General features: G+C 35.4%; 15 protein-coding genes. 7 read left to right on the forward strand and 8 right to left on the reverse strand.

Annotated features, from left to right (window positions below; genetic code table 11):
• Window positions 1–104 precede the first annotated feature (104 nt).
• Window positions 105–971: a hypothetical protein gene (locus tag ACFE0M_RS07370; protein ID WP_434545108.1), complete on the forward strand. Its 867-nt coding sequence runs from the start codon at window positions 105–107 to the stop codon at window positions 969–971.
• Between the two features lie 112 nt (window positions 972–1,083).
• On the opposite strand, the gene ACFE0M_RS07375 is transcribed toward ACFE0M_RS07370, so the two are convergent.
• The 5 genes from ACFE0M_RS07375 to ACFE0M_RS07395 all read right to left on the reverse strand — a co-directional run bounded on the left by ACFE0M_RS07375 (window position 1,084) and on the right by ACFE0M_RS07395 (window position 5,533).
• Window positions 1,084–2,037: a restriction endonuclease PLD domain-containing protein gene (locus tag ACFE0M_RS07375; RefSeq protein WP_434545109.1), complete on the reverse strand. Its 954-nt coding sequence runs from the start codon at window positions 2,035–2,037 to the stop codon at window positions 1,084–1,086.
• 4 nt (window positions 2,038–2,041) lie between these two features.
• Complete coding sequence (locus tag ACFE0M_RS07380; protein WP_434545110.1) at window positions 2,042–3,301, reverse strand: DNA cytosine methyltransferase; 1,260 nt, start codon at window positions 3,299–3,301, stop codon at window positions 2,042–2,044.
• A complete protein-coding gene (locus tag ACFE0M_RS07385) occupies window positions 3,291–4,361 on the reverse strand; it encodes a DNA cytosine methyltransferase (protein ID WP_434545111.1) in 1,071 nt (356 codons plus the stop codon). Before ACFE0M_RS07385 ends, ACFE0M_RS07380 begins: the two co-directional genes overlap by 11 nt.
• Window positions 4,354–4,704 carry a helix-turn-helix domain-containing protein gene (locus ACFE0M_RS07390; protein ID WP_434545163.1) on the reverse strand — a complete coding sequence of 117 codons (351 nt, stop codon included), beginning with the start codon at window positions 4,702–4,704 and terminating at the stop codon, window positions 4,354–4,356. Before ACFE0M_RS07390 ends, ACFE0M_RS07385 begins: the two co-directional genes overlap by 8 nt.
• A 547-nt stretch (window positions 4,705–5,251) precedes the next feature.
• Window positions 5,252–5,533: a hypothetical protein gene (locus ACFE0M_RS07395; protein ID WP_434545112.1), complete on the reverse strand. Its 282-nt coding sequence runs from the start codon at window positions 5,531–5,533 to the stop codon at window positions 5,252–5,254.
• 732 nt (window positions 5,534–6,265) lie between these two features.
• Here ACFE0M_RS07395 and ACFE0M_RS07400 point away from each other — a divergent pair.
• Together ACFE0M_RS07400 and ACFE0M_RS07405 are read left to right on the forward strand one after the other, a co-directional pair.
• Complete coding sequence (locus ACFE0M_RS07400) at window positions 6,266–6,592, forward strand: hypothetical protein (RefSeq protein WP_434545113.1); 327 nt, start codon at window positions 6,266–6,268, stop codon at window positions 6,590–6,592.
• A 348-nt stretch (window positions 6,593–6,940) separates the two neighbouring features.
• Window positions 6,941–7,462 carry a PEGA domain-containing protein gene (locus tag ACFE0M_RS07405; protein ID WP_434545114.1) on the forward strand — a complete coding sequence of 174 codons (522 nt, stop codon included), beginning with the start codon at window positions 6,941–6,943 and terminating at the stop codon, window positions 7,460–7,462.
• A 14-nt stretch (window positions 7,463–7,476) separates the two neighbouring features.
• Here the strand turns inward: ACFE0M_RS07405 and ACFE0M_RS07410 are convergent, their stop codons facing one another.
• Window positions 7,477–10,665 carry an FG-GAP-like repeat-containing protein gene (locus ACFE0M_RS07410; protein ID WP_434545116.1) on the reverse strand — a complete coding sequence of 1,063 codons (3,189 nt, stop codon included), beginning with the start codon at window positions 10,663–10,665 and terminating at the stop codon, window positions 7,477–7,479.
• Between the two features lie 28 nt (window positions 10,666–10,693).
• Entirely contained in the window at window positions 10,694–11,995 is a 1,302-nt protein-coding gene (locus ACFE0M_RS07415; RefSeq protein WP_434545117.1) for a PorP/SprF family type IX secretion system membrane protein, read from the reverse strand.
• A 193-nt stretch (window positions 11,996–12,188) separates the two neighbouring features.
• Between ACFE0M_RS07415 and ACFE0M_RS07420 the strand changes: the two genes are divergently transcribed.
• The 4 genes from ACFE0M_RS07420 to ACFE0M_RS07435 all read left to right on the forward strand — a co-directional run bounded on the left by ACFE0M_RS07420 (window position 12,189) and on the right by ACFE0M_RS07435 (window position 21,657).
• Entirely contained in the window at window positions 12,189–13,016 is an 828-nt protein-coding gene (locus ACFE0M_RS07420) for an outer membrane beta-barrel protein (protein WP_434545118.1), read from the forward strand.
• Between the two features lie 283 nt (window positions 13,017–13,299).
• Window positions 13,300–19,425: a gliding motility-associated C-terminal domain-containing protein gene (locus ACFE0M_RS07425; RefSeq protein ID WP_434545119.1), complete on the forward strand. Its 6,126-nt coding sequence runs from the start codon at window positions 13,300–13,302 to the stop codon at window positions 19,423–19,425.
• 5 nt (window positions 19,426–19,430) lie between these two features.
• Entirely contained in the window at window positions 19,431–20,390 is a 960-nt protein-coding gene (locus tag ACFE0M_RS07430) for a PorP/SprF family type IX secretion system membrane protein (protein WP_434545120.1), read from the forward strand.
• Window positions 20,391–20,664: 274 nt separating this feature from the next.
• Window positions 20,665–21,657, forward strand: a complete 993-nt coding sequence (locus tag ACFE0M_RS07435; RefSeq protein ID WP_434545121.1) for a TolB family protein — start codon at window positions 20,665–20,667, stop codon at window positions 21,655–21,657.
• Here ACFE0M_RS07435 and ACFE0M_RS07440 read toward each other — a convergent pair.
• A complete protein-coding gene (locus tag ACFE0M_RS07440) occupies window positions 21,654–22,088 on the reverse strand; it encodes a MarR family winged helix-turn-helix transcriptional regulator (RefSeq protein WP_434545122.1) in 435 nt (144 codons plus the stop codon). The two genes, ACFE0M_RS07435 and ACFE0M_RS07440, sit on opposite strands and share 4 nt — an antisense overlap.
• Window positions 22,089–22,146 lie beyond the last annotated feature (58 nt).

Genomic DNA, 22,146 nt, shown 5'->3' on the forward strand with positions numbered 1-22,146 from the left:
GCTCTTTTTGTTTTACCTAAGCAAAAGATGTCCAGCTTTAATTTATGAGTCCTCATTTTATTTTTCTTATTTAGGACTTGATTTGCTTTACAATCTTTAAGTATATGCCTGGAATTCTTATTTATTTAATACCAATCCTGTTTATTACTCTTCTTTTTGCGATACCTAATACCAGAAATTTTGCAGATCAATTTATTTCCGAAATATTGGCATTGTTCGGAGGTATTGGGTTAACCGTTACTGAACTCAATTCAAATGACATATCTGCTTTTGGCTTTGGTTACACTTGGAGTGATGCGGTGACCTTTAATTTAATAATTTGCTTCGGTATTTTACTGGTTTCCATACTAATCAGCGCTAAACGCAATAAACATGATTTGAGCATAAATGGCCTTGAAGATAAAATTGCTGATTTGGAAAAGGATCTTTCGAATTACCAGGAGGAGTACTTTACTCTTTGCTCTCACAGTATTTTAAATACTTTCAGGGAATTTTATACTTCTGGGAATGACAGGATTAGTATTTATAAACATCAGGGTGATCATTTTACCTTACTAGGTAGGTATGCAACTAATCCTAATCACAATAAGCCTAAAAACTATGTCTACCGTGAAAATGAAGGTCTAATTGGATTAGGTTGGGCTAATGGTTTCGCATTCGTTAATGGTGCTCCAAATTATGCAGGAAACGGCAAATCATATATAGAATTCATGCAGGAACGCTGTACGCAAGGAGGTTGTACAATTACAAAACAGCGTCTCAAAAAGATAACTATGCATAGTAGATCTTTATACGTTACAAGAATTAATGATTCAGGTAATCCAAACAATCCGGATGGCTTGATAGTATTTGAATCATTAGACCCAAATAAAGTCATTATCAGTGATTGCAAGACTATGTTGGAGAACAATGAGCAAGCTTTACTCTTACTTCTAAAAAACATGAAAAGTCTCACAAGAAAAATCTCTTAATCGATTGAAAATTTACCCACTTTTAAAAGAGATTTCTTGCTATATTACTAAGCGCTTTAAATACTTATGCAATTTTCTAAGTTTTGTAAAAGGAAGCTTCTGGTATTTTCTTTTAAACAGAAAAATCAAACTTATATACTCCATCCCCAAGTAATGATACTTCTATATCGGTTCTTCCATAACTTTCTAAATGATGTCTACGCACTGGTTGACCCAAAGGTACTCCAATTCGATTCCTCACATAAGTACCAAGTTCTGCTTTAGATGGAAAGGAGCTAATTTGCTTAGGATAATTCATACCGTTAACTGGCTGTGAACCTTCTAAAAGACCTTCCATTGTAACACCATCATCCCATATTATTTCGATAGAGTCATTATGCCTTTGCATTCGCCCACGTTTATCCAGACTCTGTGGATTTATTTGTTTTGGTTGAAATAAATGAGGGTAATCTTTTATATGCTGAGTTCTTAATGCAATATATGCATCATTAAGAGTAGTATGATTATTTGGGTTCTGCCCCCAATTTAATCCAGCGGCATTCTGAACCTCTCCGTCTCGTCCAAGCAAGTTCATACTGCAAAATTCAGAATTTACGATGTTATCTATTATTCTTTCTGTACCAATCTCCAAACATGATACAGCACTATTAAGTACTTGCTGTATATATGCATTCAAAGGTCTAAATGTGTCTGTTGTGGTTTCTGCTAATACCTCTCTAAATGGTGTAGTTAAGCCATTAACAGAAAAATTTGCGGAGCCAACTAATGCATGTATTATTTGCCCCTGTCTTCTCCATGCGTAGCACTTGGAATGAACTGGAAGTTGAGAATAAAATATATTAAGATTTTCAACACTTTCTTGAATTGAAATAAGAGAATTATGTAGAGTAGGTTTGATTCCTTCGGAACCATACATACCATAAATCACTTTGGAATTAAATGGTAGTTCTTGGAGCCTTTCAACAGGTCGTGGCCCTAGGTATCCGGATAGGACTATTAGCTCATCACTATCATGCATTTGATGTCTATTGAATATCAATTCCTCTAAGTCTTCAGTGTATAGCATAGTCCTAAATAGAGTTTGTCACTTCACTTTTATATAATCCAACTTCTAATGTTAAATCTTCTGTTCTATTTTCCAAAATCTCAATGATTGTTTCTGCAATTATTTTTGCAAACCGTGGGGGTACAGCATTTCCAATCATCTTATATTGGTCTCCTTTTGAACCTAAAAATTCAAAATCATCATCGAATGACTGTAGTCTGGCAGCTTCTCTTACAGTAATCGACCGTGCTTGTTCCGGGTCAGGATGTATATGTCTCAGACCATCTTTATATAAGTGCGCAGGTATTGTATTACTTGGTTTATCTTCACGGATGACATGATATTTATGAAATCTGGAATCTTTACCTGTTTTCTCTTTATACAATTGTATTAAAGCTTTGCTTGATTTATATTTTTGGATTCCGCTTTTAATATCTTTTGCTAAAAGTTCGAAGATTTCAATGTCTCTCCTGCTGTGAGTTCTTGGTTCATGATTTTTTGGTATTGGTACTCCATTCATCTTTACTGAATGCGAATGTTTTGAACTGTTTAGGCAGGGATATATTTTGGGTAAATTTTCAAATGCTTTTTTTGAAGCTAGTGGTTTATCAGTAGCCTTGGATTTGAGCACTGAATAAAAATTTCTAATTAATTGGGTGCTATTCTTAGATTTCTTGACACCAAAAATTATCACTCGTTTTCGTTTTTGAGGGACATTATAGTAGGAAGTGTCAAATAGTGCATTAGCTCTCAAATTACTAGTAATTTCATAACCGATTTTTTCAAATGCATTAGTTATCCTATCTACAATTTGTATCTCCCCTGGCTTAGCTGATAGAATCCCTTCAACGTTTTCAAACACAAAAGCATTGGGTTGATAATGATTGACCATTTTAACATAGCTTTCAAATAAATAATTTCTATAATCATATTGCATACCATTCTCATCTCGTACTCGACCTGCAATCGAATATGCTTGACAAGGTGGCCCACCAAGAATTAGATCAACTGGATTGTTTCCCACAAATGAATCTAAACCTGTACTAGAGCCGAATTCAGGGTCTTCATAACCATCGATTAATTCGTTTGTTCTTTGTATATCAAAATGCAAAACATTCTCTCTACCCGCATCATATCCCCATTTAGATGATAATCTTTTTTTCAAGGTCTGGACTGTTGGATATTCCCAATCAACAGCTGCTAAGGTATTGAAATGATTAGTTTGAAGGAATCCCTCTGTCAAACCACCACAACCTGCAAATAAATCTATGACATTAAATTTCATGGTTCAAATATTTAATTAGTTTCTCACCTAGTACTTTACCCAATAGCGGTGGAACTGCATTCCCAACCTGCCTATATTGTTCAGTCTTATTTCCTAAAAATTCAAAATCATCAGGAAACGATTGGAGTCTAGCATTCTCTCGCACACTCGGAACCCTATTCCATTTGTAATGAAAATGATTTCTGTGACCAGTGTCAATTGTCTTCGAAGGTTTTTTACTATGGTAACGTGTCCAAGCTTCATTAAACTTCCTTGAATCGCCAACACCAGGAGGCAAATCTTTATGATTACCTCCTTCCGGAACTTGGGCAATTACGTTTATAACATGTTCAGTATGTTTAGTGCCAAGATGATTTTTAAGAACTTTATTTCCATTACGCATTATTTTCTGATAATTGCTAAATGTATTTTTGTCGTATTCCAACTCCTCATTTCCTAAATTCAAAACTAAATCGGGTAAGTCGCCAATAGCATCCTCACAACCAACATATTCATTCTCTAGTAATATTGGTTCTGGAAATTCAAATTTCCCCAAATTGTTCTTCATTGCAACAAAAAATACTCGTTTACGGATTTGCGGAACACCATAATCAGGAGCAAAAAGCAGTTTAGGGTTACATGTATACTCCATCTCATTACAAAGCCTAATGATTTCATTTTTTGCTTTACCGCCATATAGATTTAGTAAGCCTGGCACATTTTCAATAATTATTGCTTTTGGATTTAGTTTCTCCGCTAGTCTAAATACTGAATAGAAAAGTGAATTTCTTTCATCGTTTTCATTTCGTGTTCCCGTCAGTGAAAACCCTTGGCATGGTGGGCCTGCAATGATGACATCAATATCCTTATTTTCTGTTTCATTGACAATTTTATCAATTGAACTTTCTTCATGTAAATCAAGTAGAAGTGCCTTTGAATTGTCATGATTTTTTTCAAAAGTCTTGAGAGCTATTTCGGAGTTGTCTACACCCAAAATAACTTTAAATCCTGCTTGTTGGAATCCGTATGAAAAGCCACCACATCCTGAGAATAAATCTATAGCTGTAAACTGTTTAATCATTTTCAAAATTAATTTTTCCTTGTCTTGTATTAATACTTTTAAGATAACTAGCTGCGCCCTCTGCAACCGAGAACACATTGTCCGAACATTTGAATTTATATGCCTCACGAGCAAATTTGTCAGCAAAAAATAAATCGTTGATTTTTTGTGCATCCATTTCTAATATTTCTGAGAGTAATTTTAATTTTGATACACTAAACTTTTTTGTTCCATTTTCTATTCTACTAATAGCACTTGAATTAATGCCTATCTTAGCTCCAAATTCAGTTTGAGTCCAATCTCTTTTTTCTCTCTCCATTTTAATGAAGTTACCAAAGCTTTTCATATTTAGGGCTTTACTCATTATGATTTGACCTATTTTTAACAAATGTAAAAAAAATTGTCGATTTATGGTCAAGTTATTATTTGATTTTAACTGCATTGTTTTTATTGTTCACTCTTGGTATTAATTTTTTTCATGCTTTAAACATTTATCTGAAATCATATATAAGTCGGTATTCTCTTGTGTCTTGTGATTTGACTTTACGATTGTCCATGCGAACAATAAAGACCCTGTTTTGTGACTCAAATTAATTTAAATGTAAATATTATGACACAGACAGATTATCTCAAAGATTGCAATTCCTTAGATGAAGCTAGGAAGACTTATGACCGATTAGCAATGAAATTCCATCCTTAAAAAGCAGGGAAAGAGAGGAGCTGTCTAAGGGGCTCGCTAATCAATTCCATTCCTTTAACCCTAGTGAGTTCAAATATGAGAATGAAATCAATGAATGGAGCTCTCAGACCTATTCAGGAATCATCATTGCTTTGATGAAGATACCTGATATCACTATTGAGATATGCGGGTCTTGGATCTGGATTTCAGGTGATACACCAAATTAGTTTTATTAATTCAATCGATCATAAACATCTTGATTATAAAAGGTCATACTTAATATTTCAGGCTCAGAAATAACCACCGAAACCAAATCAACATCCTTATTTTCATCACTATAAACATTTAGATTATAATCTTTCTCCAAATTCACATCCATTTTTTCATTTCTATAGCCACTATAAAATAGAATTAACCGAACAAAGGATGAATCAGGATGTGGCTCATGTAATTCTGAAACAAGCCCAACATATACTTTCCCATTTTTTAAGGTCATCATCACAATATCTTCCAAAAAATAACTTCTAAGAAAATCAATTTGTAGGGAATTACCAGTTTTACGAATAACTTCAGCTAAATACCAATTTTCATTATTTCTTTTAACCCAATTAAATAGTATTGTTGACGAGAAAGCAATTAAAAAAGATAGAAGCGCTGGAAAGAAAAATTCGATGTCAATGCGGCTGAATAAGATAAAGCGCTCAACTTCACAAGAAAAAAAGCTTCCCAATAAAAACCATATAAAATAACTGACTAGAAAAAATAAAAATCCTACTAGAAGGGAGTCGAAAATAAGTCGTTGGCGTTCTATTCGCCTGTAAAAATACTTCCATTTAATACACCTGGAGAGAAAATAATATCCACCTAACAGGGGTAAAAGAAGTAAACTCCAACTCATCTGTTTTTAAGCTTACTAACAGGTTTAAGTGTGTTAACTATTTGCTTAAATCTATCTGATTTGATAATATCCTTTTGATCAATTGTAAACGTTCCAGATTTAGTAATCTTGTATTTCTTTTGATTCACTATATTTTTTTCAATCTGTATAGCCATTTGTAAAAATTAAAAAGCCTTTAAATTATTTAACATTAAAATAGAGAAAAAGATTTTAAATTGCCAAGAATTATCAACTTATTCATATCCTAAAACTATATCATATTGTTGCATTTTTAGCAATTTAATTTCTATATCTTAAAAATAAATTTGTACAGGAAATCATTTAACCACTAGATTAATTTTACTAAAAATGACCATAAAATACTACATTCTCATTCTTATATTTCTCCTCCTGTTTGCAAAAGCACATGCCCAGTTAAATTATTCTTTTAAAGCAGAAACGGGCTACTCAAAATATATGTTTGGAACTATTCAAGTTGACCCAGGACCTAATTGGAGAGATTATAATTTAAACAATGAAAATGGGGTCGAATTAAATATCATTAACTCATTCGCTTACAAAAATAAAATATTTGCTAGCTTGGGTATTGGCTATCTGAATTTTGAAGTTACCAATGGAATTTCACTAGATTATGACTTTGAATATTTACCACCAAAATTAGGTTATCCCCTTTAATAAACCTAAAAATCGGATACAGTCATATATGGAATCAATATGAAAATGGAACAGGAACAGGCTTAACAGAATTCGGACTGGGACTTAATTTTAGAATGACTAAAAAATTAGATCTTTACACAAAGTCAGGGATTTTACTAACCCAACAATCGTTTCTTATTCCTTTTAAAATTGGTATGAGGTTTCAAAAAAGGTAATTTTTGAATTTTTATATTTTTATAATCTTTAAATTTGAAATTCATCAAAACAAACCACTAAAAGGTAAGTTTTCAATTAACTACAATAATAGGCATAGTATTTGATTAATGTTAAAACATAATCATCAATCTTAATTAAAAACTACAACTTATGAAAAAAGCAAACTACCTTTTCATTTTAGCTGTAATTATGATAAGCACTAGTTGTGCAACATTATTTACCGGAACCAGACAAAACGTATCCATCGATTCTAATCCACAAGGTGCAGATATCATAATTGATGGACAGAACTTAGGGGTGACTCCGGCAAAAATTAAAGTAGATAGAGAGTTGGATGCCTTACTCTATGGCGGAAAGGAAATACAATTTGAATTGGAAGGATACAAAAAACTGGGTTATGAATTGGATACTAGATTAAATTCGGTAGCTATTATTAACTTCTTTAATCCCCTTTTCTGGGGAATAGACATCGCAACAGGAGCTGTCACTAAATATGATAACTACTATAATTTCCAGTTGAGGCCATTAGAATTTAATAATACTCAATCCATTACCGAAAGTAATATGGAGAAATATGAAAAACTGGTCCAATTGAAGAAATTATTGGAAGATGGGGTGATCACACAAGAAGAATTTGATAAGGAAAAAGCAAAAATACTCGAGGAAGAATAAAAGCAAGGCTAATACTATCTTAGCAAGGTGATGCTGCCGGACTTTGCTATTCCACTGCCCTCACATCTGATTACAAAATAATAGACTCCATCTGGGACGGGGCTACCATTGGCAGTGCCTTCCCAGTCATTATTGTAGGGCTTAGCTTCAAAAATTTTATTTCCTTTTTGATCATATATTTCAACTCCGCATTGTGTAAAACTCTCAATATTTTTTACCTCCCAAAATTGAGCAATGTCATCGTTATTGGGTGAAAAGAACTTCATGGGTTCTAGTCTATCCCCTATATTAGTTTCTTCAACTGTTATCAGAATTTCCGCACTTCCAAAACAACCGTTTGCATCAAACCCCTCAACTCTTAATACGGTGGTTATGTCTGGAGCATATTCTATTTCGTCATCTGTAATATTTAAGGAAACAGAATCGGCAAACCATTCAAAATCAACAAGTCCTGAAGCAGATACAGAGATTGTCTCTCCCGCACTAACTGAAGTGTCTGATGCTATTAATTCCACATCGGGAATTGGGAATGTTTGAATTGAAATCTCAGCAGAGCCTTCACAACCATTTTCATCTACCACATTTACAGAATAAGTACCGCCTGCATCTACAAAAATAGAAGCTGTTGTTTCTCCCGTATCCCATTGATAGGAATCAAAATCACCATCTACTGTTAGTACTGCCTCATCTCCTTCACAAATAGCATTAGCCGAAGAGCTGATGACCACATTGAGTGCGCCATTTACGGTAATTTGCTTTGTTAATTCTGCAGAACATGATGTAAATCCATCGTAAGAGACTTTCAAGCTTACTTCATAAGTACCTGCTTCATTATAAGCATGTGTGGGATTTTGACTGTTTGAATTATTACCATCTCCAAAATCCCAGGCATATTGGGCAATCGATTGGTCTGCAACATCTGATCCGTCTGTAAAAGAAACAGGAACATCAATACAAACATTGGAATCAAAATTAAAATCTACCTGTGGTGGTGTTAAAAAATCAACTTCCAATGTGTCGGAATAAATTTTAGGACAAAATGTATTAATTTGATCGGTAATCTCCACATAATAATTGCCCGTTGTTGTAGGGTTAAAGTTTGCAGAGGTTTCACCAGAAATTAGATTGGAACCCTCATACCACTGATAAGAAAAATTATTGTCGAATGGAGAGATGCTGAGCGAAACCGTCTCCCCTTGACAATAGGTTCCTCCTCCTGAGCGCTCTATGGAAAATTTAGGAGCGGCAATAACATCAACCACAACGCTCTTAGTTTCTATTATACAAGAACCTGCATAAACATCAAGAAAATACCGGCCTGCTTTGTTGGCATTAAAATTATCAACCTCTACGCTTAAACCGGTTGCGGAAAAATCTTGTGGGCCACGCCATTCATATTGAGTGGCTCCAACATCTGTTGAATTCAATGTAAGCGTGCCCCCGTTACACACCGGATCATTTGAACTAATTTCAGCACTAGGTAATGAACCAGAGGAAATTATGGTCACCTCTATTTCTTCGGACATCTCCGAGCAATTTCCCCCATCCGATATAATAGAAACCGTATAGCTACCAGATTCTGAAATATCATTGAGTTCTATAAAATTTTCAGTACCAGACTTCACAATACTTCCATCTTGGCGCCATTCAAAAGTTAAACCTTCTATATTTTGCGTTTCCAGGAGAACTGAATTTCCCTGACAAGAATTGATGGGGCCTTCGGGCGTAATGACAGGCGTGATACATCTATTATTTCTTACTATCGAAATATTTGAAGAAGGTATATTGTTGTTTTCATCATCCACACTAGAAAAAACAATATCCGGTTTACTGTCCCCGTCTATATCGCCTACTTTGATATTTCTATTAATAAAAGTTACCGGAATGGATACTTTTGGAAAATTAATCCCAGTTGAACCGTTATTATTCAAGACATTAACACTTTTATTGGTACCAATGGTGGATACTACTATGTCAATGTTTCCATCACCGTCCATATCCCCATAATCCAAGCCCCATGGCCTAAGATCAGTGGTTAAATTCTGTGCGCTACCAAATTGTGGTGGATTTCCCGTACCATTGGTTTGATTGATGAATACAGCCACTGAAGAGCTTAAAAATAAGGTCGCTACGATATCTGGCTTATTATCTAGATTAACATCAGCAACTTTAAGGTTTACCAATGTTCCTGATGTATTGAATTGTACAAAGCTCTCAAAATTAAAATTACCAGGAGTGCTATTATTGGTGGCAACATAAAATCCGCCTCCATCCGTAAGGAATTGATTGGTGATGATTTCAGGCTTTCCATCACCGTTTAAATCCTCTACGTCTAAACCGGCAGTAGTACCTGCATTAGGCACATTAAGCTCAATAATACTATTATCAAAGGAAAGATTACCCCCACTAGAAGTATTCTTAACGATAAAAATTTTATTCCCAGTTTGATTGGAAACGACCAGATCAGGTTTACCATCGAGGTCCACATCTCTAATCACTACTCGCTTTGTTGAAGCCCCGCTAACCGTAATCGTCTGAAGGGTAAAAGAAAAATTGCCTGGCGTACTGAAATTCACTAAAATAAGTAATCTATTTCCATCATTACCCTCTGAAAAAACTACTTCGGGTTTACCATCACCATTAAGGTCACCCGCTGTGGTATTTAACCCACGTGTCCCGATATTAAGATTAGTCTTAGCCATACTGATATTCCCAGGGGTGCTCAGATTTCTTAGAATGGTAGCAGAATTTGCATTGGAGTTTGCACCTATAATATCATTTTTTCCGTCCCCATCCAGGTCACTGATTGTCACATCATATAAACCGCTCTCGGCAAAAACATCAATTTGCGGATCAAAATCGGTGCTTTCCAAGCCTTGTTCTCCTCCATAGCTTTGAAAAAAACGTTCCCCACTATAATACAAACGTGTGCTGGAGTTTAAAACCGTAATATTATCAAAAGTAGCTCCAGTGGGGACTTTTGCTTCAATAAGTTGGTCTGTAACACTTAATATTTGTCCTTCCACACTTCCAAAAAAAACTTTGTCCGCTCCGTCCAAACCAACTCCTGCAATATTCACAATTTCACCAGCATACCCATTTTTAGGATTCACAGATTCTATAAAAGCACTTTGTCCTAAGGCTTCATTAGCAACAATTATAAAACAAATGAAAAGATAATATTTAGGTGAGAGTTTCATCATATAGGTTCATATATGGAATTAAGTATTCTTAATTAACATCCACAATAATAACTTTAATGTTTTTAAACTTGGTTACTTCTTCTGCTGTCTTCTTTTCTTTATTGGCCTCTCTTCTGGAGAAGGTTTCATAAATATATACATAATAAATTTCGTTTTGCTTATTGTAAAAAATATCTGCTGTTATGTCTTCATCCCTTTTCAACTTTTTCACCAATTGATCTGCTGAGTTGAAATCCTTAAATTCCCTCACCACCACATAGTATTTCTTATCTTGGATTTCACCTTCTTCTCCACCTAACTGTACATCCTGACTGGAGAATCTAGGAGCCCGCTCTTCAGTCCTTTCGAGGCTTTTCAGCTTGGGTCTTTCAACCAATCTTTTGATTTTATCTCCTATTTTAATATTAAGCTGAATTTCGTGCGAACCATTAGCAATACCTTCTACTAATTTACTTGAAGGTTCATAAGCATAGCTCAGTGATAATTTTTGCATATTAAAGCCTACCATCCCCGACATTCCATAATTAAGCCTGTAAGAAGCCCCAATCCAAAAAATCTCATTAAAGTTCATAGTACTAAGCACCTCTATTCTTTGGCCATCAAATTGTGAATATTGATAAAGCGCATAAAATTGTAAGGGTGCATAAACGTCCTCCAATTTAACAGTTCTCTTAAACCGCCCCGTTCTTCTCGTTACAAGCTTGTAATCTACTGGCTTTTTGTAATAAGCCATAATAGTGAATTCATTGAAAGGCGACAATTCCAAAGCTTCGAAATTTTGAGTATTGGCATACTGAATTTTAAATAGTCTTGGTAAGGATACGCCCAGATTAATTCCACTGGTGGTTTCCAATTTTAAGCCGACATTAGAAATGGGTTGGACATTATTATCAAGGAAATTATTGATGGCAGGATCGCTTAAATCTTGAATCTGAGAAAAATCAATGCTGTTAGATGTAACACCTCCGGAAATTCCAAACCGGACTTTAGCACTTTTGGTTAAATTGATTGCATAGGAATAAGTTGCCAGAAAATCGGTAGTGGTTAATAGTCCCCGACTGAAATTCCTTAAAGTTGCACTTAAACCATATTTCTTATAATCAAAAGGTGATTCAAATGTTAGGGTAGAAACCATTGGCGCACCCTCCACTCCTCTCCACTGAAAGCGTTGATTCAAGGACACATTTCTAAAAGGACTGGCGGCCGCTTCAGCTGGATTATATAAATAAGGGGTTATGTAAAAATGATTGTAAACAGGTAGCTCTTGTGCTTTGGAGGAAAGCCCACTAAAAAACAGAAAAAATAAAAATGCAAAGATAAACTTGAACATAAAAAAAGGGTAACTTATATAGTTTCCTTCTATAAATTGCTATAGACCTACAACTTGTAAATTAAAAAGCCAATATATTAAATACATATCCAATAAACATTACATAAATGACAAATATAAAAATATTTTTGAGCATTTTTTAGAGGATAGTCTGTACATTTACTTAGTTTTAAGGTTGGAATAGTTCCGGTGTATGAATAAAGTCAGTATAATTAAAAAGAAATATTTATCAACCACTAAAGGTATAAACATATCTGTTTTAATAGCAGTTTTGTATTTATTTAATATCTCGGATATAAAGGCTCAAGTTTTTATTGGAGCAAAAGCCGGTGCTCGAACCTCTTGGTTAGAATATGATGATTTTGCTGCCGAAGATTATGATAAATCTCTTTTTTTCGGATTTAGTGCAGGGCTAACTGGAGCTATCAAAGTACAAAAGAGATTTATGTTACAGCTTGATATAATGTATGCCCAAAATGGAAAAAAAGTAAATGGAATCACTGACCCATCCCTCCAAAATGATGCTAAATATCATTATTTAAACACCCCTATAGTTTATAAATTAGATTTTAATGGATCCATTGCAGACAGACCGTTTCAATGGCATGTAGGGGCTGGCCCCAATGTAAATTTTTGGTTGGGTGGCAAAGGCCTATTGAAATCAGTAGAGCTGGAAGAGGAAAGCATTGACGAACTCGAATACAAAATAATTTTTGATGCTGTGCCGGCTAATCCTGAGTTTGGTGGGCTTTATTATAATGAATTCAATAGGGTACAAGTGGGATTAATAGTGGCTACTGGTTTGGTTTTGGAGCCATTACCCGGTCAATTACTGATGATTGATTTTAGGTATGAATGGGGACATAGTTATATGGCAAGGGAAAAAGGTCGGTTCACCAATGTTTCAGCCTACAGAGATGATTTAACAGCAAGAAACCAAGCCATACAGATTTCAGTCGCTTATGTGTTTGATATAATTAATAAGGGTAAAAAAGAGAAAAAAATATATTATAAAAATTAAGTGTTTTCTTAATTGAGCAACTCTATTTTTCTTTTAAATAGGTTTATTTCAAAAAGGTATTTATTTTGAATGAAAATGAGTTCATTTGAATAATTAAGCCATCGAAAGAATATTTTTTATATTTTATCGAAAATAAATACAATTGTTTTATTTGCTCAAAAAATGACATTTTGTTACATATTACATTTTTTAAGAAAATTAAATATTCTTAACACTTACTTTTTATTAATATGCATTTCAATTAAAACCAAAAAAGTGTATTGATTCGTAAATTCCGACTGATATGAAAAAATTACTACTACTAATCGTTTTTGCTTGTTTTTCCATGGTTTATGCTAAAGCACAGGAAATATGTGATGATGGCGTTGATAATGATGGTGATGGATTCATTGACTGTTTCGATGGCGATTGTACAGACAATAGCGCCTGTGATGGTTTTTACCTTGGAAATGATGCATCCTGTGAAGCGGAGCCTAATGCATTCCCTCAATTTTCACTTACCCTAGGCTATCAATCCAACAATGATGCTTCTCTTAATTTGAGCAGAATCGCCATAGGAGATTTAGATAGAGACGGAATTCCTGAAATATTATCCACCAACAGATATGATGACAGAATTTTTCTTCTCAATGGTGATGACGCCACCATAAAACACCAAGCCAATACCAACAATCCATCTTTTAGATCTGCGGCCATGATTAATATTGAGGATGACAATTGCGGGGAAGTGTTTATAATTAATGAAAATAGGAGCGATAATTTTACAATAAGTGCCTTTGATTGTGAATTAAATCTCTTATGGACATCTGAAAGGTTATATAATGACCCTGTTTTTCTAAGTTTTGCAGATTTTGACCGCGATGGCCAACCTGAAATGTATTATAAAGATGAAATCAGAGACCCGCTCACTGGTGTCCGATTGGTTGAAAACTCGGGAACAAACTGGAATAATTTACCAAGCGGTGGTGTAGCGGTAGATATCACAGGAGATGAAGATTTAGAGTACGTCTTGGGAAATAAAATTTATGCAGTAGAGCTAAATGCAAGAACAGCAGATGCCGGTACTTTGACCTTGTTAGAGACCATGCCCACTAGCTATCAAACAAAAAATGGAGGTTATCAATCAGCACAAAGCGCCACTACTTCTGTAGCGGATTATAACCTTGATGGCAATTTAGATGTAATTGTCACAGGTGCTACTGGCGGAAACGTAACCAGTGTATTCCTTTGGGATGTAGCCAATGATGATGTGAAAATTTTCAACGACCCCATTGGTACCGGTGATTATCAATTTGGGTGGAAGCGCGGAATGGGAAGAGTTAACATTGCAGACTTGGATGGTGATGGTCAATTGAATGCCGCTTTTGTCTCGGGAAGATTTCTTTATGCCTTAGATGAAAACTGGGATCCGTTGTGGGTAGATGAATTTGGTGATCCCGCACCATCAGAAGTGAATGAAGAAACTTCCGGGATCACGGGCTGTACTTTATTTGATTTTAACGGTGACGAAAAATCAGAAGTAGTTTATAGGGATGAAGATTATTTATACATCATCAACGGAAATGACGGTAGTGTAAATACTCAAATTCACTGCCGTTCAAGAACTTCAGTGGAATATCCCATAGTAGCCGATGTGGATGCGGATGGATCTACCGAGATTTGTGTTACATGTGCTAGTGAAGGTTACAGTTCAGCAACACCTGGAAGAAATTTATCTTTATCAACTCCTGCAGAAGTAAGAATTTATAAATCTGCTGGAGAGCCTTGGGTACCAGCAAGAAGATTGTGGAATCAGCATGGCTATTTCAATGTGAATATTAATGATGATTTGACTGTACCACAAAATCAACAAAAGCACCAAGCTGTCTTTTCAACAGGCGTTTGTACAACTGGCCCAAGTCGCCCCCTGAACAGTTTCCTTAACCAATCACCATTTTTAAGTTCTGATGGTTGCCCCACTTATGCATCACCTGATTTAACCATTATTGAATCTTCCTTTTCTGTAACCCCTCCTAATTGTCCGGAAGAGGATTTCACAATAAGTTTTGATTTTGAAAATATTGGGGATGTCCCTTTATCTGGTGATGTTCCGGTCACTTTTTACGATGGAGACCCAATGGTGGCTGGAACCAATAAATTGAATACAGTATTGATTCCCTTAAGTAATTTTGGTGTCGGGCAAACCGGCTCTGCCGTTGATTTAGTCGTAAATGGAACTGGTGGTCAATTTACACTTTATGCAGCATTGAATGACAATGGATCTACTACACCAACCCCTATAAGTTTCCCAAATTCGAATTTCTTGGAATGTGATTATGATAATAATATTGTCTCGGCTGAAGTAAATCCTATTCCTTTTGCTCTTTCAACGGAAACCACCAACAACATCACTTGTGCGGCTGGAAGTGTCCCTCCTAACGGGTCTGCCAGAGTATTTAGATTGGTTGGAGGTACAGAAGTGACCTCTGATTACGATTTCTTTTGGTTTGACGGCACTACTGTTGATAGTACACCAGATTATACCGGCTCTGTTTATACAGGACTAAGTGCAGGTACTTACACTGTTTTTGCCAGTGATAAATTAGCGGGCTGTAGTTCTGATACCGTACAAGTAGTGATAACTGATAGCACCAGGACAATAGATGCCGAAATTACAGTAGATAGAGGCAATGATAATTGTAAAAACCCTAATGGAAAGTTAACAGTATCGGTAAACGGTGGTGATCCTGTTGGGAATTTCGAATATGAATGGTACGAAGGAAACACAGTGGGTGGTGGTTTGCAAATAAGCAATAGCCATGTCGCCAATAGCCTAGAATCAGCGGCCTATACCGTATTAGTTACGGATAAAGCAACTGGATGCCAAACCATTGCTTCAATGGAAGTACCTGATGAAACTGTTACTCCTGCAGTAACTACCTCTGCAACGGATATTGTCTGTTCCGACACCAATTCAGGAAGTGTAAGTGCTAATATAAATGGTTCTACTTCGGGATATACTTTTGAATGGTACATTGGCACCAGTGAAAAACCAACGCCTGATTATACAGGAAGCACTGTCAATAATTTACCTCAAGGAAGTTATACAGTTAAAGTGACTGATAACAGTACAAAATGTGAGTCTGAATTGACTACAGTTGAGGTGGACCAAACCGTAAACCCTGAAATAGATGATATAACCAGTACCGAAAACAATTCATGTGATAGTAGCCTTCCCAATGGAACTGTTACAGTTTCAATAGTAGGGAATACTGCTGATCACACTATAGAATGGTATGCAGGAGCCAATACTTCATCAGCAGTGATAGGCACAGGCCTTTCATTGAGTGATTTAGCTGCAGGGGATTACACTGCAAAAGTGATCAATAATAACACTGGCTGTTTTGTTACTGACCGTGTAACGGTTATAAACAATATAATACAGCCCGTATTAAGTGCCACTGCAGATCCCGTGACAACCTGTTCGCCATTTGATGGCCGAGTGGAAGCCAGTGTTGATTTAGATGATGTAAGCGACTATACTTTTTCATGGTACGAAGGCACGCAGGTTAAGACCAGCACTGATTTCAGTGAATCAGGAAATGTATTAGAAAATCTTGAACCTGGATTTTATACCGTTCAAGCTTTTCATAATACCCGTAATTGTTTAGCAGATGCCGTAACTGTTGAGGTAATTGATCAGGCAACTGTGACCATCGAACAGGAAGAAAGTATTTTAAGTTTACCTACTGCATGTAATGAAGATGATGGTGTCTTAGAAGTTGAAGTAAATTCACCCAACAATGTATCCGGTTTCCTAATTGAATGGTATGCAGGCTCTTCTACTAGCAACTCCCCTTTCCAAACTGATGATGGCGTTACAACTTCGACTGCTAACAATTTATTTACCGGACTTTATACAGTTGTAGCAACAGATTTAGATAATGGTTGTTCTAATCAAAAAGTATTCAACTTACCTTTTGTGGATGCACATCAATTAGATTCCATAAGTTATCAAAATGCAACAACTTGTATCCCAAACGATGGAAGCATAGAAGTAGAATTGACTCCTTCTGGTTCGACAAATTTATCGCAATATCAATTATTTTTGTTCAGAGAAAATAATGGAGAATATATAGCCATTGATACTTTAGCTGGAACAGACCCCCCAGTATTTAGTGGACTAAGTGAAGGTACATATATTATTGAAGCATTATCTAATTTTTCTGGTTGTTCAGTATATCTGTTAGATGCAATTATAGATTTGGAGGCAACAGATCCTGTTATTACAGGTAATTCCTTTGAGCCAAATACAAATTGTGATGTATCAGTCGCTAATGGTTCTATTGAAATCAGTCTTGATAACGAAACATCTCCATTATCTTATACAATTAATTGGTATGAAGGAACAAATACCAATGTTCCTTTAGGCACAAATATAGGGAGTACAGGAGGAGTTAATGGAGAACAAGCCGTTGGCCTAATTGGTGGTAGCTATACAGTTGAAGTATTCAACAACTCAACACAATGTTCTTCTACCAAAACTTTCAGTATTAATGATAACCCAGTAGTTGTATCTATTCCTTCTAGTGAATTGGAAACCTCTCCTATCACAAGATGCGATATCAATGATAGTGAAGCAACTATCAACAATGTTTATGAAAATGGGGTTGTAGCCGATATTAATGACTATACTTTTGAATGGTATGATGCTGATATGAACATTTTACCTAATGCATCAACACCAAACAACAGCAACACTATAAGTGCACTTCCAGAAGGCTCCTATTTTGTAAAAGCTATCAATAATAATTCAGATTGTGAAACTTCTACAATTGAGTTCTCAATTGAAAATGAGATAGTGGAACCTAACATTTCATTGGATTTTAGAAATCCGGAAAGATGTGTTTTACAAAACCCGAGTGATGCATTTGGATTTTTAAGGGTAACTGCAACCGCTCCAAATTCTAGCTTCTCTTATGATTGGTATAATGAAGCAGATACCACAGGTGCCGTAGCGCATTCTGGATCTGAATATTTAAATCTTGTAGAAGGTTTTTATACAGTAAAGATTACAGATAGTATCTCAAATTGTGTTTATGTTGAAACTTATGAATTGGTCACAGAAGAGAATGATGTGAATATATCAGCTTCTGCATCGCCTGTCACCAATTGTGATGCACCAAATGGATCAGTTTTCGCCACAGTAAGTACACCTGGTGATTATGCTTATACTTGGACAGACGCTAATGGCAATACAGTAGGTACCACAAAAGAAGTAAATTCACTTCCTGAGGGAGAATATACTGTTACGGCTACTGATAATACAGACACATTCTGTACAAGTTCCGCTACAGTCATCATCACCAATGACCAAATAACGCCACCACTAACTGTTGAGCAAGTAGCCCCTATTACAGTTTGTGATTTAACTTTGGCAAATGGTGCGGCAAGAGCAAGCGTTGATGGCGGATTTGTCGGGTACACTTTTGAATGGTTTGAAGGAAATTCATCAAATGGCAGTTTGGTTCATACCGGGCCAGAATTCTCACAAATGAGAGATATCACCTATACTGTACGTGTTACAAATAATCTGACACAATGTACAAATGAGGAAAGCATCACTATAAGTTCGGAAATTCCTACAGTTGGTCAACCTAGCATAGAGGTTGTCAGTAATGATACGCATTGCGTGGTTGACAATGGAGAATTAAGTGTGAATGTAGGTGGAAATACTGGTAATTATCGTTTCAGCTGGTTTAGAGGAAATAATGCCAATGGGACTGCCTTCACAACTGCGGATAGAATTACTGAATTGTCAGCTGGCCAATATACGGTAGTGGCAACTGATATAAGAAATGGTTGTACTTCAGAGCCCGTAACAGCTGAAATAGTTGAGGATTTGGTTTTCCCTGAAATAAAAACCGAATCTGAAGACGCTACCTGCAGTGATGATAACGGTTCCGCCTCTGTCTTTATAACAAATGCAGTGGATATTAGCAAAATTGAATGGTTCAATAGTTTTGGTTCCTTTATCAATACAGGGCCTAATTTAACAGGTGTTCCAGCTGGGGATTACATAGTTAGAGTACAGACAGCAAATGGATGTGCCGTGGAAGAAGAGGTAAGTATTAAGTCCGAGATTACCGCATTTAACGGTATTTCAAGAAATGGGGATGGAGCCAATAGTTTTTTCAAAATTGATTGTATATCTCAGTACCCTAACAACAATGTAAAAATTTACAACAGAGCAGGGACTTTAGTATATGAAGCAAGAGGCTATGATAATAATAATACCAGATTCGATGGTGTTTCTAATAGAGGTATTAATATATTAGGGGATAATTTACCAGATGGCACCTATTTTTATGTGATTGAAAAGAATGATGGTTCTAAGCCTCAAAATGGTTATTTAGAAATAGTAAATTAAAATTAATGTTCAACAGATATCTTAAATATAAGTCCTTATTGATAATAATTACCTTATTATTATTAACCGGGACTTTGAAGGCGCAACAATATCCTATTTACTCCCAATATATATTTAACGGACTAGTGCTTAACCCGGCTTATGCTGGTAGCCATGTTCAATTAAGTGCATCCGCTATGTACAGGAATCAGTGGGTGAACTTTGAGGGTGCTCCTAAAACATTGTTTTTTAGTGCCCATACATCCCTGATGAATGAAAAAATGGGGCTGGGACTCCTAATCAATGATGATAGAATAGGAAGTTACTCTAACCAGAATATTTATGGTAGTTATGCATTCATCATAAAAACACCTAAGGGTAAACTAGCTATGGGGGTTTCAGCCGGCCTTAATATTCTTTCAGCAGATTTCGGGAATCTAAACTTAGATGATATTGGGGATAACTCCTTTGCAAGTGTGACGGGTAATCTCAGACCAAATTTTGGGACGGGTGTTTACTTCTACAATAAAACATTATTTGCAGGATTTTCAGTACCCTTTTTATTGAATAATGGGTTTGGAGACGTAAACCTTGAAAATACTTTAAACGAAATCAGGTCTGCAAGGTATTATTACTTGAACGGAGGTTTAATGCTCCCGCTAAATCTTGAAAAAACAGTCCATATACAGCCCTCCGTATTGATCAGAGGTCAAGAAGGGGCACCACTGAATTTTGATATCAACACCAGTTTCATTTTTTATGATTTACTCAATGTGGGAGTGTCATACAGAAATATTGATGCAGTGGTTTCTTATATTGATTTCAAGTTGAGCGAATCCTTTCATTTTAGCTATTCTTATGATTGGACCACTTCGGCTATAAGAACCGCCTCTCATGGAACACATGAATTTATGCTTAATTATAGAGTTCGTTTGCGGGATATTCATGATGATGTAAAATGTCCTAAGTTTAATTACTTTATGTAATCAACGATAGGGTTTTTACAATCTGTAGAATTATAAATAATGGCAAAATTAATAGTAATTTAAGTGTTTGTTAATAAAAACATTTACTACTAAGTGCTTGCTTATAACGAACTATAATAAAAATAATCTTACAGTAATCTGAATTCGATTAATCGAACCGATTTCCTAAATGATTTTCCAACCCAAAGTAGCTTACATGAGTCTGTTATACAGATGTTGATTTTAAAGAGTTGACAATATCCATATAATTAAAATCTTTAATAAAACGACCAAAATGAAAATAAACTTAGCTGCACTCTTCCTTTTATTGATATTATGCTCTTGTGATAAGAATTCAACTTATAAATATAAAGATGCTATTATTAGCACTACTCCAATAAATTTTGAAGAAGTCAATTCTGAATATGATGATTACAATTCTACAGCTCCTGGATTCGGTGAATCCTTCCCATTATGTTTTTCTAGCAATAGAAGATCTGGAGGTGGCGAATTTGACTTCTTATACATACCCATCCAAATTTATTTCTCTAAGTCAACTGGTGAAATAACTGTAGGAGAAATAAAAAATTCAAATTCAGATTTCTTAATACAATCCACCGAAATTAAAAATGCTTTAAGAAAAATAAACTCCTCGTATAACGAATTGGGGCCCTACATGACCCAAATCTTTTCCAATAGCAAAAAAAACATGATAATATTTGCCAATGATGAATCAGGTAATTTTGATATCAAATTCACACACAATTCAGATAGCATGAACTATGATTCAATCAGTCCCATCTCCTTTTTAAATTCTGAATTTGATGATTATTATCCTACTTTCAATAAAGACAGCAGTCAAATTTATTGGTGCAGTAATAGAAATGGGCAATTTGATATCTTCAATGTTGAGCTTGATAATTTCTTGGATCTGATAAATAAGCTCCATGACCAAACAGACAAAAGAGTCCGCTCTATAAACTTGCTTAATTCTTCCGCTAATGATAAATGTCCGTTTATCATGAAAGATTTCATGGTATTTTCTTCCGACAGAGCTGGAGGTTTTGGGGGTTTTGACCTTTATTATTCTGAAAAAATTAATGGAGAATGGAGCGAACCAAAAAATCTAGGACCAGAAATTAATTCAAAACATGATGAGTATCGTCCTATCGTTCATCCAATGGGATATGAATTTATGAATGATCTAATGATATTTTCTTCCAATAGGCCAAATGGTTTAGGTGGCTTTGATCTATATTATGTGGGCATTGATAAAATCAATCTTTAAGATAAATTCTGATAAATACTTTCCAAAATTCTTTTGAATTCCTGAAAATCATCAGGAGAAAGGTTTTCCCAAGCTTTCATTCTGATATCTTGCACTTCAGGCAAGCACTCTTCAACCATTATTTTTCCGCTGTCAGTCAAGGCTATCTTAAAGCTCCTTCTATCTCCGGGATGTGGTTTTCGCTCTATCAATTCCTTGGCTTTCAATAAATCAATAATACGGGTCATGGTAGGATGATCCTTAAAAGTATTACTAGCCAATTCCCTTTGGTTCAATTCGCCCTTATCATAAAGTTGCTTTAAAACAGCCCATTGGTCAATAGTAATGGTCCAGCCCAGTTCTCTAAATCTTTGCTTAGCATATTGCTTGACCCTCCGTGCTGTTTTATCCAATAAAAAGGAATATCGGCTATATTTTTCGGCTTCTTGCATTATTAATTATTAGTATAGCAACAAAATTAAGGTAAAAATTAACAGGAAAGGGTCATTT

This window comes from Marivirga sp. (assembly GCF_051117495.1).
Lineage (GTDB): Bacteria > Bacteroidota > Bacteroidia > Cytophagales > Cyclobacteriaceae > Marivirga.

Excerpts from the sequence above, each read along its gene's own strand:
- ACFE0M_RS07370 (WP_434545108.1), top strand. The coding sequence starts at position 105 with ATGCCTGGAATTCTTATTTATTTAATACCAATCCTGTTTATTACTCTT.
- ACFE0M_RS07375 (WP_434545109.1), bottom strand. The coding sequence starts at position 2,037 with ATGCTATACACTGAAGACTTAGAGGAATTGATATTCAATAGACATCAA.
- ACFE0M_RS07380 (WP_434545110.1), bottom strand. The coding sequence starts at position 3,301 with ATGAAATTTAATGTCATAGATTTATTTGCAGGTTGTGGTGGTTTGACA.
- ACFE0M_RS07385 (WP_434545111.1), bottom strand. The coding sequence starts at position 4,361 with ATGATTAAACAGTTTACAGCTATAGATTTATTCTCAGGATGTGGTGGC.
- ACFE0M_RS07390 (WP_434545163.1), bottom strand. The coding sequence starts at position 4,704 with ATGAGTAAAGCCCTAAATATGAAAAGCTTTGGTAACTTCATTAAAATG.
- ACFE0M_RS07400 (WP_434545113.1), top strand. The coding sequence starts at position 6,266 with ATGACCATAAAATACTACATTCTCATTCTTATATTTCTCCTCCTGTTT.
- ACFE0M_RS07405 (WP_434545114.1), top strand. The coding sequence starts at position 6,941 with ATGAAAAAAGCAAACTACCTTTTCATTTTAGCTGTAATTATGATAAGC.
- ACFE0M_RS07410 (WP_434545116.1), bottom strand. The coding sequence starts at position 10,665 with ATGATGAAACTCTCACCTAAATATTATCTTTTCATTTGTTTTATAATT.
- ACFE0M_RS07415 (WP_434545117.1), bottom strand. The coding sequence starts at position 11,995 with ATGTTCAAGTTTATCTTTGCATTTTTATTTTTTCTGTTTTTTAGTGGG.
- ACFE0M_RS07420 (WP_434545118.1), top strand. The coding sequence starts at position 12,189 with ATGAATAAAGTCAGTATAATTAAAAAGAAATATTTATCAACCACTAAA.
- ACFE0M_RS07425 (WP_434545119.1), top strand. The coding sequence starts at position 13,300 with ATGAAAAAATTACTACTACTAATCGTTTTTGCTTGTTTTTCCATGGTT.
- ACFE0M_RS07430 (WP_434545120.1), top strand. The coding sequence starts at position 19,431 with ATGTTCAACAGATATCTTAAATATAAGTCCTTATTGATAATAATTACC.
- ACFE0M_RS07435 (WP_434545121.1), top strand. The coding sequence starts at position 20,665 with ATGAAAATAAACTTAGCTGCACTCTTCCTTTTATTGATATTATGCTCT.
- ACFE0M_RS07440 (WP_434545122.1), bottom strand. The coding sequence starts at position 22,088 with ATGCAAGAAGCCGAAAAATATAGCCGATATTCCTTTTTATTGGATAAA.